The sequence below is a fragment of the Halomonas llamarensis genome (assembly GCF_023555005.1).
Taxonomy (GTDB): Bacteria; Pseudomonadota; Gammaproteobacteria; order Pseudomonadales; family Halomonadaceae; genus Vreelandella; species Vreelandella llamarensis.
In genome coordinates, this window is sequence record NZ_JAMJPJ010000005.1 from 117,994 (window position 1) to 130,014 (window position 12,021).

Here is a 12,021-nt window from a genome sequence, read left to right on the forward strand (position 1 = left end):
CAGCGCGAGGCATCGAATATATTGATCAGGATTGCAAAATTGGCGCCAAGTATAGCGCGCCAAGGGGGAGGGCGTCAGGTCCTTCCCGCAGGTCGCAGCAAGCCTCGCATTGCCACCAGGCCTAACACCGGCCCTGGGAGTAACCACCAGATCACACCGAGCCCTTGGTTGGCCCAGAGCGAGGTCACCAGCGCAATGGCGGGGATGGTAAGTGCAAAGCCGATGGCGTTCATCATGGCGAGCGCTGAACCTAAGCGGTCGCGAGGCGCAGCCGCCGAGGCTAGGGCGGAGAATTGCGCGGAGTCGGCGATCACGCTAAAGCCCCATAGTAATAGTAATGCCAGCAAGAAAAGCGGTGGCGCGCTGCCGATCAGTGGGTAGAACACACACAGCACACCGGAGATGGCTAGCGCCACAAAGGCAACGTGGGCGCTGCCGTAGCGGCGGCTGGCGCGCCCGGCGAGAACGCAGCCGGGCATGCCGACGGCAATCACCGCAAAGCTTAGCCATGAGACGCTACCGGCGGAGGCACCCAGCCGAGTAAGCTCGCGGGCGACCAGAAACGGCGTCAGTGTCCAAAAAGCGTAAAGCTCCCAGCAGTGGCCAAAATAGCCCAGTGCCGCCGCCCGAAAGCGGCGTTGTTGGAAGGCTAAAAGCCCTGCCCAAGGGCGGCCACCTTTGGCCGTAGGTGGAAGGTGCGGCCCCACCCCTAGGCGAAAAATCATCGCCGCGGCGACCAGCGCCAAACCCGATGCCAACAGCAGCGGCCATTGCCACGGTAAGGTAAGCGTAACGCCGCGCAGCAGATGAGGAGAAGCGGTCCCAAGTGTCAGCATGCCCACCAACCAGCCCAGTGCGGCGCCAGCGTGGGACGGCGTCCAGCTCACCACCAACTTCATGCCCAGCGGGTAGATGCCAGCCAGACACAGGCCAGTCAAAAAGCGTAGCAACACCCCCGCGCTAATATCCTCCACCGTCAAAATAAAGGCCGCGTTGATGACAGCCCCCGTCACGGCGGCGGCGGCAAAAACATGGCTAGCCCGCACGCGATCAGCAAGCCCGGTAGTGGCGATCACTAGGGTGCCGGTAATAAACCCGGCCTGAACGGCGATGGTGAGTAGACCTAAATCGCCCTCACTCAGCCCTACAGCCTCTTGCAGGGCGAGCCCCACGCCGTTAACGCTAAACCACAGCGAGGTGCCAAATAGCTGGGCGATGACAATGGTGACAAGCGGGTGGCGTGTGAACAATTTCAAGCCTCTTTGAGTGCACGTTGATAAGATAAAAATGCAAATCCAATAGAGCGACAAAGCGCTCATTGTGCGTTGGCTCAATCAAGTGCGCCATTTCGTGAACGATGGTGTATTCCAGCAGGTCTCTGGGCGGCTCACCCGCTCGGTTTTAAACCGCAGTTACTCAATAGTAATCAACAATTTGCCGTTATGACGAATTTTTTGAAAACAGCATTGTCACGGGCAAGGGTATCGTAAAACCCTTCAGGATTGTGTCGGGTAAAAATGCACTTTGTACGCAATTGGAGTTTTTATGCAGCTAGCCAAACTTTTCGCTCCGGCAGTCGCCGCACTGGTATTCAGCGTTCCCGCCATGGCCCAGCAAATGGGTGGCGGCATGGGTGGTGGTGCCCCCAGCGTCGACGACCAGATTAACCAACTCGACGAAATGTTGGATTTGGATGACGGGCAGAAGGAAGAGCTCAGCAACCTTTTGACCCAGATGCAAGATGAAAACGCTGCCAAGCAGAAGGAAGCTCGAGAGCTGCAACAGCAACTCAGCGAGCAGGTTCAGCCCGATTACGATGAAGCTGCCATTCGCGCGGACGCGGAGCGTCTTGGTGACCTAACGGCTGAGATGACCGCAGATAGCGTCATCATGCAGTCTCAGATCGAAGACGTGTTCACTCAGGAACAGCGCGATCAACTGGATGAAGCGATGGCTCAGCAGCGAGAACAAATGGAACAGATGCAGGAGCAGATGCAACAGCAGGGAGGCTAAAACGAAGACGCACTGAAAGTGTTTGTCTATCTCTGTTGACGACCCCGCCCAGTGCGGGGTCACTTGTTTGTGGCGGATGGTTTCTTCGGGCTTCTTCGAGATGTCGGTTATCCCGAACAGTATTGGCTGAACGCAGGCGTAGCTGCTCAGCGATTACCCCAATTTATGCGGTACCACTTCATGACCGAGTTCTTTATAGCGTTGCCAGCAGGCGCGTTTGGCCACTAGAACTTCTTGGTGTTGGTTGATGATTTCCGCCACGCGGGCGTAGGCGTCGATGCCGTCGGGGATGTCCGGGTGTAGGTTAAGAAGCGCTGTCTCTGTCGCCGGTTTGGGCAGTGCGTTCCAGCCGAGAACAACCGGGACTTGCGCGGCCATGTCGCTATTTTTTAGCGCGTGGGGCACATAGGCGTCGGGGCGAAACGTCCAGAGCGCTTCATCGGCTTGCTCGGCAAGCGCTTGGTCTTCGCAGTGCAGATGAAGGCGGTAGCCTTTGCGCCAGATCGTTTCGGCCAATTTGCAGGCAAAAGCGAGGCGGGCGTCGAGCGTGGTGTCGGGGAGAATATAGAAATCGATGCGCGCCATAAATGGCTCCAGCGCCCGCCGCTAACCCAGATGAAAAAGGCTAGCGGCGGGCAGGCCTGTGGGTTAAACCAGCTGTGTTAGCCAGCCATATTGATCGTCACTGCGGCCATACTGTAAATCCAGCAGCTTGGTACGCAGGCGCTTGGCAACTTCGTTGTTGCCGCCTGCTGTGAGGCGAATGCGTTCGTCTTCACTGACAAGCTCGCCTACCGGTGTAATGACTGCTGCGGTGCCGCAGGCGAACACTTCGGTGATCTCGCCGGAGGCGGCGCCGTCGCGCCATTCATCGATGCTGATGGCGCGCTCTTCAGGCGTCAGGCCTTCGTCTTTCGCTAGTGTGAGTACGGAATTGCGGGTTACGCCCTCTAAAATGGTGTCGGTCAGGCGCGGCGTCACTAGGCGACCGTCCTTGAACACAAAGAACAGGTTCATGCCGCCCAGTTCTTCAATCCATTTATCTTCCGCCGCATCCAGAAACGCCACCTGGCTGCAGCCGTTGGCAGCGGCTTCCTTTTGCGCGGCAAGCGAAGCGGCGTAGTTGCCGCCGCACTTGGCAAAGCCAGTGCCGCCGGGCGCGGCGCGTTTGTAGTGGCTGGAAAGCCAGATCGATACCGGATCAATACCGCCTTTGAAGTAGGCGGCCGCCGGGGAGGCGATAACGTAGTAATCGACTTCGTGCGCAGGGCGTACGCCGAGAAAGGCTTCGGAGGCGATCATGAACGGGCGCAAATACAGGCTGCACTCGTCGGAGGCATCCTTCGGGGTCGGCACCCAGGTGTGATCTTGTGCCAGCAGCGCTTTTAGTGAGCCGATAAAGTCTTCGTCGGAAAGCTCCGGCAAGGCCAAGCGGCGGGCGCTACGGCGAAAGCGCTCGGCGTTTTTCTCCGGGCGGAAGGTCCAGATTGTGCCGTCGGCGTGGCGGTAGGCTTTGATACCCTCGAAGATTTCCTGTCCGTAGTGCAGTACCGAGGCGGCGGGGTCCAGTGTCAGCGGGCCGTAGGGGCGCACTTCGTGACCGTGCCAGCCGTCGTCAAGGGTCCAGCGTACATGCGCCATATGGTCGGTAAAGTGCATGCCAAAACCGGGGCTTTGGAGGATGTTGCCGCGGGCTTCGTCGGACGTCGGCTGGTTTGACGGCAGAGTAGTAAAATAGTCGGTGGACACAGTTTTCTCCATAGCGATCGCCACCGGCTGTCATCAAAGACTGCCGCTGAAACGATCCCAATCAAGTGAATAGGACAGTGCCCCTGGCTAATGCCGGGGGCACGAATAACGCAAAAAATTGCTAGGGTTCAAGGTGTAACGTTTGCCGCGCCGAAAGGCAACCGTTAACCGGTTAGCTATCGCTATTTTCTACTTGAGCGTCGCTTTCCCGGTCGAGCAGGTACTGGGTGAGAAGCCCGACGGGGCGGCCGGTTGAGCCCTTCTGCTTACCTGAGTGCCATGCGGTGCCGGCAATATCCAAATGTGCCCAAGGAAAGTGGTCGGCAAAACGCGACAAAAAGCATGCCGCTGTAATCGTACCCGCCGGGCGGCCGCCGATGTTGGCTAAATCAGCAAAGTTAGAGTCGAGCTGTTCTTGGTATTCATCCCAAAGCGGTAAGTGCCAAGCGCGATCCCAAGCCGTGTCGCCGGCCTCAAGAAGGTCCAATGCCAAATCGTCATCATTGGATAACAGCCCGGTGGCGTGGTGGCCAAGGCCAATGATGCAGGCGCCCGTGAGCGTGGCAATATCCACCACGCTCGCTGGCTCGAAACGCTCGGCATAGGTCAGCGCATCGCACAGTACCAAGCGGCCTTCGGCATCGGTGTTGAGCACTTCAACCGTCAGGCCTTTGAGGGTTTTGATGATATCCCCTGGCTTGGTGGCGGCGCCATCGGGCATGTTTTCTGCCGCGGCAACGATAAACACCAGGTTAAGCTTTGGCTTGATTCCCAACACGGCTTTGACGGTGCCAAACACGCTGGCCGCGCCGCCCATGTCGAACTTCATCTCGTCCATGCCGTCGCCCGGTTTGAGTGAAATGCCGCCGGTATCAAACGTAATACCCTTGCCTATCAGTACGTGGGGCGCCTCTTGGGCGTCTTCCGCACCCTGGTACTTCATGACGATTAACCGCGAAGGTTCGCGGCTTCCTCGCCCCACGGAAAGCAGCGAGCCAGCACCCAGTTTTTCCAGCGCCTCTTCATCGAGAATATCGGCGGTAAGTGCGCCCTTTGAACTTGAGGCGAGCGTTTCGGCTTGTTCGGCCAAGTAGCGCGGCGTGCAGACGTTGCCGGGCAGGTTACCTAGGGTGCGGGTGAAATTGATACCGCCACCGATAGCGACACCCACGCGCGCGCCCTCTTTAATGGCATTGGCTTCGTCGGCGTCGCTAACCAGCAGCGTTAATGTTTGAAGGGCGGGTTTGGGGGCGGGCGTTGATTTAAACTGATTGAACCGATAAAGCGCACGCTCGGCAGCTTCGAGGGTTTTTCGCGCTTTCCAAGCGCCGTCGCGGCCCTCAAGCGGTATATCGGTAAAGGTAATGCTGGCGTCGTCTAGGGGGCGTTTTACCAACGCCGAGAAAGCGGCATCAAGCGCTTTCAAAAAGGCTGATTCTTGGCACTTTTCGCGCTCGCCTAAGCCGACTAGAAGCAGTCGCTCGGTACCTAGCCCCGGCGCAAAAGGGACCAATTGCACGTTACCCAGTGCGGCATCAAAGTCGCCGCGCTCAAGCAGCTGGTCGATTAACCGCTCGCTGGCGTCATCCAGTTTCGCCACGGCGGGCAGGAGTTCGCTATCTTTAAATACGGGTACGATAAGACACGCAGTTTCAGCTTTGGCCGGATTAGCGGTCTGAACGGAAAATTCCATGACGTCTCCAACAAGACAAGCATCGAGGGATTCGGGATAATGCCCCGTTGCGTAGATGTATATTGTGCTATCTGCGATGAGTGTACCCAAGCCCTTAGTACATTGCATGAGGTCCATAGCATGACATCCTGCACGATTGGCCGGAGAGTGCGTTGATTTTATTTCGCTATTTGACCCGCGAAGTGTTGCTGACCATGTCGGCGGTGGCTGGCATTTTGCTATTGATCATCATGGGGAGCCGCTTTATTCGCTACTTCTCCGACGCGGCGGAGGGTGACTTTCCTGTCACCATCCTGGGTAATTTGATGCTGTTTCATCTGCCTGGGTTTATGGAGCTAATTCTGCCACTGGCGTTTTTTCTGGGCATTCTGCTCGCCTATGGCCAGCTCTACATGAACAGCGAAATTACCGTCATGGTCGCGTGCGGCGTTAGTCCGACACGGCTGTTAAAAGTGACGCTGTTGCCGGCCATGCTGGTGGCGATGCTGGTGGGCCTTTGCAGCCTCTGGTTGACGCCACTGGGCACGCTTAATACCGAAACGATGCTGGAGGAACAGCGCAGCCGATTAGATGTTTCCGTACTGGCGCCGGGGCGCTTTCAGGAATTTGGTCAGGGCCGTACGGCATATATCAGCGGATTCTCAAATGATGGAATGGAGATGGAAAACGTCTTTGTCCATGAGCTGGGCGACCGCGGCGAGAATGTGCACAACTATGTCACCCGCGCGGCTTCGGGGCATCAGGAAATCCGCTCGGATACCGGCAGTCGCTTTTTGGTGCTGCAAGATGGCGAACGTTACGGTGTAACGCCAGGGCGTTTGGAGGCCGAGCGATTAACGTTTGAGCGCTACACCTTGCGCCTTGGGGCAACGAGGGAACGTCAAGCATTTGATTCGTTTGATGTCGCCTCCACGGCCGCGCTCTTTGCCAACCCTGACACGCGCGCCCAAGCGCAGTGGCAGTGGCGGGTGGGGCTACCGTTGATGGTGTTTATTTTGGCCTTGATGGCGCAGCCGCTTTCCAAGGTAAATCCGCGCCAGGGGCGCTTCGCGAAGCTTCTGCCGGCGGTGTTTCTTTATGTGGCGTATTTAAGCCTGCTGCTAGCCGCTGTGGATACCATCGGCAGCGGCGCCTGGCCCGTGGCGGTTGGCGTGTGGCCCGTGCACGGGCTGTTTTTAGTGCTTGGCTTACTGCTGTTGTGGCACTCGCAACGCAAGGGGATGCGCTAATGCTGAAGATGCTAACCATAGCGGATCGTTTAGACCGTTATATCGCACGCAGCGTGCTCGCGGCTATTGTGGTGGTGCAAGTTGTACTGCTAGGGCTGGATATCACGATTGCCTATCTGGGTGACTTAGGCGATGTGCAAGAGGGCTACGGGGCGCTGGATGTGCTGTTTTATCTGATCATGCGCATGCCGTGGCGCTTTTATCAGTACGCGCCGGTGGCGGTATTAATTGGCGCGCTGATTGGTTTGGGCAGTATGGCGTCAAGCAATGAACTCACCGTGATGCGTGCCTCGGGACGCTCGCTAACACGTATTGTCTGGGGCGTGATGAAGCCCGTACTGCTGGTCGTGGTCATGGTGTTATTGGTGGCCGAGTACGTTAGCCCGCATACCGAACAGTTCGCCGAAGCGTGGAAGTTGGAGCAGCGCCAGGGCGAAGGGGCAGTGCTCACCAGCCGCAGCGGGTGGCAAATTGAGGGCGATACTATCTATCGATTTGGGGCGATTCGCGCCGATAACGTGGTCCTCGACCTTACCCGATACCGTTTTGATGAGCGCCAACTCGTTGAAGCGGCGCATGCTCGCCGCGCTTATTGGGACAATGGCAAGTGGCGGCTGAAGAACGTGACGGTAACCGAGCTGTTTGATGATCACACCGAAACGCAAAGCTACCAGCAGCTAGCATGGGAAACACAGCTAACGCCTGCACAGTTGGAACGATTGCTGCGCGATATTGAAAGTCAGTCACCCAGCGAGCTGATAGCCTATGCAGAATTTTTGCAGTCTCAAGGGCAGCAAGCTGATGAGCCGCTTCTCTACTTCTGGCAAAAAATGTTGATGCCGCTCACCATGGCCTCGTTGGTGTTGATTGCGACATCGTTTGTTTTCGGCCCGCTTCGTACCGTCGCCGCTGGCACTCGAGTGTTTTACGGTGTGGTGACGGGGCTTTTGTTCAAGTACACCCAAGACTTGCTCGCACCGGCATCGACGATTTTTGGTTTTTCGCCGGTGTGGGCGGTGTTGGTGCCAACACTTACTTGCGCGGCGGCCGGTATCTACTTTTTGCGCCGTAATGGCTGAATCCACTGAATGATGATGAACAAACACCATGTCACAACGACGTTTTACCCAGCTTGATAGCGTATGGCCGGCACCGTTGCCACGCCGCCTCGGGGCACTGATCTATGACGGTTTTTTGGTGGCGGCTATTTGGATCGCGGTGGCGGTGGCACATGTTGCTTTTTTTCGCTTTGTGGTGGGGCAAGGTGCTGAGGAAATAGGCACCAGCGGTGTCGAGGTCTGGACGCTGCGGTTGCTCTTAGTGTGCTCGGCGATAGGTTTTTTTGCCTTTTCATGGACGCGTGGCGGCATGACATTGGGCATGCAATCGTGGCGTTTGCGTGTGGAAACCGTCGACGGCTATAGCATTACGGTATGGCAGAGCGTTGTCCGCTGCCTGGTGGCGTGGGTTTCGTTTACCGCACTGGGTCTAGGCTACTGGTGGGTGCTCTTTGATCGCGAGCGCCGTAGCTGGCCGGACCTGGTTTCTGGTACGCGCACGGTTGTAGTGCCCAAAGAAAGCTCATAGAAAAAGCTCATAGAAAAAGCTCATAGAAAAAGCTCATAGAAAAAGCTCATAGAAAAAGCTCATAGAAAAAGCTCATAGAAAAAGTTCGTAGGAAAAGAGAGAGAAATTAGACTAAAGGTTTATAAAAGAAGGCCAAAAAAGTGTGATTCTGACTTGCAGAAATGTATGCGAATCATTTACATTCATTTCATGCTTTCATGAGGTGCCGCTATGTATGTTTGCGTGTGTAAAGGAGTCACTGACCACCAGATCCGCCAGCAAGTGAGCGATGGCGCGCGCAGCTGGCGCGATGTGCGCGAGGCCACTGGTTGTGGCACACAATGCGGAAAATGCGCGTGCTTTGCCAAGTCAGTCACCCGGGAAGCCGTGCAAGAGGCGCGTGCAGAAGCGGATATGGGCCTTGCTTACGCCATTTGACGCGAATCGATATTGTTATGGTTGCTTTTAGCAACGTTATGATTTTCTTGAATTTTTAGTCTTCGTCTCTATACTCCCAGTAAGGCTGGGAGTACGCCTTTCATGGTTAGTACTCCTTCATTAACGTAATGGCTTGATAGCGCTTGCTAAGCTATCGGCATTTCAGCAAAAAGGTGACGTCATGAAAGGTGATCCGAAAGTAATTGAGCATCTCAATATTACACTTGGCAACGAGCTGGTCGCCATCAACCAGTACTTCTTGCATGCGAAAATGTACAAAGACTGGGGCCTCAAAGCGTTGGCGAAGTGGGAGTACGACGAATCCATTGAAGAGATGCAGCACGCCGACAAGCTGATTGAACGTATTCTTTTCCTTGAAGGCGTCCCCAATCTGCAGGATCTCGGCAAGTTGTATATCGGCGAAAACGTCAAAGAAATGCTCGAAAGCGATCTGAAAATTGAGCATGACGGGCGCAACGACTACATCGAAGCGATCACCTACTGCGAAAGCGTTAAAGACTACGTAACGCGCGACTTGCTACGTGATCTGCTTGCCGATGAAGAAGGTCACATTGATCATATCGAAACCGAGCTGCATCTCATTGATCAAGTGGGCATTCAGAACTACCTGCAGCGCCAAATGCAGATGGCAGGCGAAGAGTAATAAACGCGGCGAATCAGTGAGAGAAAACGGGTAGCCATTAGGCTGCCCGTTTTCTTTTATGCTATGCGTTAAAGTTACGATTCAACTACGCCGCAGGCCACGCGCGCGCCGCCGCCGCCAAGATGAGGCTCATCCGCGTAGGTGTCGCTGCCTGCGTGAACCATCAGGCTGCGGCCCGACATATGTTCCATGCTTAAGCGCGGTGCGAGCACCGGCACGTTGGCGTCACCATTTTCATTGACGGTTAGCACCGGTAGATCGCCTAAATGCCCATCAACATAAGGCCCTTGGTGAGTGCCGGTGTTTTCAGGGTCGTAGTGTCCACCAGCAGACAGCGCGGCTGTCATCTTGCCACTGTCATTCTCTGCCGGTTCGCAGCTGGCATTCTGGTGGACGTGAAACCCATGAGCCCCGGGCTCAAGGCCACCTAGTGATGGGGTGAACAGTAAGCCGTATTTGGATTGCTCCAGGGTGACGCTACCGATCGACTCGCTAACCCCTTCGGCACTGACTTTGTGCATCTCAACGTCACGCGTTTCATTCGCTTGTGCCGCCGAAGTGGCGAGCAGTAGCGAGGCCGCCATAGCGGTGAGTGATGTTGAATAGCGTATAGTTGAATAGCGCATAAAAATTTCCTCCCTAATCCATGGAAACGCAGTACTAGCGTTACCCATTTAAAGTAGCTGTCACTAAGCAGCTCTGCCATCTAATCCGGTTGATGACATCTCGCTTTCAAGCCGCGACAATAGCGCTCTGTTTTCATCAAGCGCTTCGCGGGGAACGCTATGTCGCCACTCAACATCCTCTATCAGGATGATTATCTCGTCGCGGTGCATAAGCCTGCGGGGCTTTTAGTTCATCGCTCGGCGTTGGCGCGTGGGGAAACTGAGTTTTTGCTTCAGCGCCTGCGTAACCAGCTGGGTCAGCGCGTCTATCCGGTTCATCGCTTAGACCGGCCCACCTCGGGCGTGATGGTATTTGCACTGTCTTCAGACGTCGCCGCGCGCTTAAGTGAATCCTTTGGCGAGCGCCAAGTGGATAAACGCTATCTGGCTGTGGTGCGCGGTGTTGCCCCTGCTGAGGTGCGGTTGGATTATCCGCTGCGCGAGGAAGACGGCACACGGCGCAAGGCGGACATGCCCGCCATGCCAGCGATGACCGATATTCGTTGCGTAGACAGCGTCGAGCTGCCGGTACAAGTGGATCGCTACCCAAAAGCGCGCTATTCGCTGGTGGAAGCCAAGCCATTGACCGGGCGGCGCCACCAAATTCGCCGCCATCTTTCACGGCGCGGTTATCCGGTTATTGGCGATGCCAAGCACGGTAAAAGTGTCCATAACCACTTTTTTGCTGAAAAGTTGGGGGCACCACGTTTGTTGCTGGCTGCCACCTACTTAGCTTTCGATCATCCAATGGGGGAAAAGCGTATACAGCTGAGTTGTGCACTTGATGACACGATGACAGCGTTATTTCATCATCTCGGCTGGGTAGGGCACTTGCCCTTGGATAGCGTTCGTACGCCGCCCTACATCACGCCTTCAGCCCTTAAAGCGCTATAAAGTGAGCCTGCTATGTCCACCGCCACGCCACCAACTTCTCCAACGTCCACAGCTAACGTGGGACTCATCTCGGAAGATTACGATTTTCGCTTTGGCGGGATTCGTCGCCTCTATGATCAGCGTGCCGCTGAGGCATTTCGCTATGCCCATGTAGTGGTGGTGGGCGTCGGTGGGGTCGGTAGCTGGACAGTTGAAGCGCTGGCGCGCTCGGGCATTGGTAAGCTGACGCTGATTGATCTGGATGACGTCTGTGTATCCAACGTCAACCGCCAACTCCACGCGTTGGATGGCACCATTGGCAAGCCCAAGGTCGATGTGTTGGCCGAGCGCTGCCGCTTGATTGCCCCTGAGATTCAGATCGTCGCCGATACGGCCTTCGTCACACCCACTAACCTGGCCGAGCGCATCCCGGATGACGCCGATCACGTGGTGGATGCTATCGACAGTGTGATTGCCAAGGCCGCGTTGATCGCCTGGTGTAAGCGGCGCAAAATTCCCATTACCGTGACCGGCGCGGCCGGCGGGCAAACTGACCCGACGCGTATTCAGGTGGCGGATCTCACTCGCACCGAGCAAGATCCGCTGCTATCCAAAGTTCGCTCGCGGCTGCGTCGGGATTACGGCTTCTCCCGTAACCCTAAGCGGCGTTTCTCGGTGGAGTGCGTTTATTCTGACGAGCAGCTGGTGTATCCAAGCAGCGACGGCGAAGTCTGCCTGCAAAAGCCCAGCAGTGGTGAGGTCACGCGGTTGGACTGTGCCTCGGGCTTTGGTGCTGCGACTTTTTTGACCGGCACCTTTGGCTTCGTCGCCGCCTCAAAAGTGCTGGAGCGCCTTGCCAAAAAAGCCAACCAGCCTGCCGCCGCCAACGCAACCCAAAAGGAAACCGAATGACCACGCCCGTTCCCGGCATTTACCGCCATTACAAAGGCAGCCTCTACGAAGTGCTTGGCACTGCTCAGCACAGCGAAAATGAAGAGCCGCTGGTTGTGTATCGCGCCCTGTATGGCGACTACGGTCTCTGGGTGCGCCCGCTGGAGATGTTTATCGAAACGGTGACCAAAGAGGGTCGCACCCAGCCGCGTTTTGCGTTGGAGAAGGCGTTTTAAGCCT

General features: G+C 56.3%; 15 protein-coding genes. 9 read left to right on the forward strand and 6 right to left on the reverse strand.

Going from position 1 to position 12,021, the window contains the following annotated elements:
• Window positions 1-74 precede the first annotated feature (74 nt).
• Together M8006_RS05350 and M8006_RS05355 are read right to left on the reverse strand one after the other, a co-directional pair.
• On the reverse strand, window positions 75-1,250 hold the full coding sequence (locus M8006_RS05350; RefSeq protein WP_250080430.1) for an MFS transporter: 1,176 nt from the start codon (window positions 1,248-1,250) through the stop codon (window positions 75-77).
• Window positions 1,183-1,374, reverse strand: coding sequence for a YgjP-like metallopeptidase domain-containing protein (locus tag M8006_RS05355; RefSeq protein ID WP_347709743.1), 192 nt, complete (start codon window positions 1,372-1,374; stop codon window positions 1,183-1,185). Before M8006_RS05355 ends, M8006_RS05350 begins: the two co-directional genes overlap by 68 nt.
• Before the next feature lie 171 nt (window positions 1,375-1,545).
• On the opposite strand from M8006_RS05355, the gene M8006_RS05360 reads away from it, so the two are divergent.
• The gene (locus tag M8006_RS05360) at window positions 1,546-2,013 is read left to right on the forward strand and encodes a Spy/CpxP family protein refolding chaperone (RefSeq protein ID WP_250080432.1); all 468 of its coding nucleotides are present in this window, start codon (window positions 1,546-1,548) and stop codon (window positions 2,011-2,013) included.
• A gap of 153 nt (window positions 2,014-2,166) precedes the next feature.
• On the opposite strand, the gene M8006_RS05365 is transcribed toward M8006_RS05360, so the two are convergent.
• From M8006_RS05365 to M8006_RS05375, 3 genes are all read right to left on the reverse strand, one after another.
• Window positions 2,167-2,598, reverse strand: coding sequence for a DNA polymerase III subunit chi (locus tag M8006_RS05365; protein WP_250080433.1), 432 nt, complete (start codon window positions 2,596-2,598; stop codon window positions 2,167-2,169).
• A 63-nt stretch (window positions 2,599-2,661) separates the two neighbouring features.
• Window positions 2,662-3,774 (reverse strand): branched-chain amino acid aminotransferase, encoded by a 1,113-nt coding sequence (locus M8006_RS05370; RefSeq protein WP_430886807.1) that lies wholly within the window; start codon window positions 3,772-3,774, stop codon window positions 2,662-2,664.
• Window positions 3,775-3,934: 160 nt separating this feature from the next.
• Window positions 3,935-5,455 carry a leucyl aminopeptidase gene (locus M8006_RS05375; protein ID WP_250080435.1) on the reverse strand — a complete coding sequence of 507 codons (1,521 nt, stop codon included), beginning with the start codon at window positions 5,453-5,455 and terminating at the stop codon, window positions 3,935-3,937.
• Between the two features lie 152 nt (window positions 5,456-5,607).
• Here M8006_RS05375 and lptF point away from each other — a divergent pair, with 152 nt between their 5' ends.
• The 5 genes from lptF to bfr all read left to right on the forward strand — a co-directional run bounded on the left by lptF (window position 5,608) and on the right by bfr (window position 9,352).
• Window positions 5,608-6,684, forward strand: a complete 1,077-nt coding sequence (gene lptF, locus M8006_RS05380) for an LPS export ABC transporter permease LptF (RefSeq protein WP_250080436.1) — start codon at window positions 5,608-5,610, stop codon at window positions 6,682-6,684.
• Entirely contained in the window at window positions 6,684-7,763 is a 1,080-nt protein-coding gene (gene lptG / locus M8006_RS05385; protein WP_250080437.1) for an LPS export ABC transporter permease LptG, read from the forward strand. Before lptF ends, lptG begins: the two co-directional genes overlap by 1 nt.
• 28 nt (window positions 7,764-7,791) lie before the next feature.
• Window positions 7,792-8,271 (forward strand): RDD family protein, encoded by a 480-nt coding sequence (locus tag M8006_RS05390; protein WP_250080438.1) that lies wholly within the window; start codon window positions 7,792-7,794, stop codon window positions 8,269-8,271.
• A gap of 210 nt (window positions 8,272-8,481) precedes the next feature.
• Window positions 8,482-8,688: a (2Fe-2S)-binding protein gene (locus M8006_RS05395; RefSeq protein ID WP_250080439.1), complete on the forward strand. Its 207-nt coding sequence runs from the start codon at window positions 8,482-8,484 to the stop codon at window positions 8,686-8,688.
• Window positions 8,689-8,869: 181 nt separating this feature from the next.
• Window positions 8,870-9,352 carry a bacterioferritin gene (gene bfr / locus M8006_RS05400; protein ID WP_250080440.1) on the forward strand — a complete coding sequence of 161 codons (483 nt, stop codon included), beginning with the start codon at window positions 8,870-8,872 and terminating at the stop codon, window positions 9,350-9,352.
• 74 nt (window positions 9,353-9,426) lie between these two features.
• On the opposite strand, the gene sodC is transcribed toward bfr, so the two are convergent.
• On the reverse strand, window positions 9,427-9,978 hold the full coding sequence (gene sodC, locus M8006_RS05405) for a superoxide dismutase [Cu-Zn] SodC (RefSeq protein ID WP_284046940.1): 552 nt from the start codon (window positions 9,976-9,978) through the stop codon (window positions 9,427-9,429).
• A 159-nt stretch (window positions 9,979-10,137) separates the two neighbouring features.
• Between sodC and M8006_RS05410 the strand changes: the two genes are divergently transcribed.
• Genes M8006_RS05410 through M8006_RS05420 form a run of 3 tightly spaced genes read left to right on the forward strand, consistent with a single transcriptional unit; the run spans window position 10,138 to window position 12,017 of the window.
• Window positions 10,138-10,911, forward strand: a complete 774-nt coding sequence (locus M8006_RS05410; protein WP_250080441.1) for a pseudouridine synthase — start codon at window positions 10,138-10,140, stop codon at window positions 10,909-10,911.
• A 12-nt stretch (window positions 10,912-10,923) separates the two neighbouring features.
• The gene (gene tcdA / locus M8006_RS05415; protein ID WP_250080442.1) at window positions 10,924-11,802 is read left to right on the forward strand and encodes a tRNA cyclic N6-threonylcarbamoyladenosine(37) synthase TcdA; all 879 of its coding nucleotides are present in this window, start codon (window positions 10,924-10,926) and stop codon (window positions 11,800-11,802) included.
• Window positions 11,799-12,017 carry a DUF1653 domain-containing protein gene (locus M8006_RS05420; RefSeq protein WP_250080443.1) on the forward strand — a complete coding sequence of 73 codons (219 nt, stop codon included), beginning with the start codon at window positions 11,799-11,801 and terminating at the stop codon, window positions 12,015-12,017. Before tcdA ends, M8006_RS05420 begins: the two co-directional genes overlap by 4 nt.
• The last annotated feature ends 4 nt before the right edge of the window (window positions 12,018-12,021 follow it).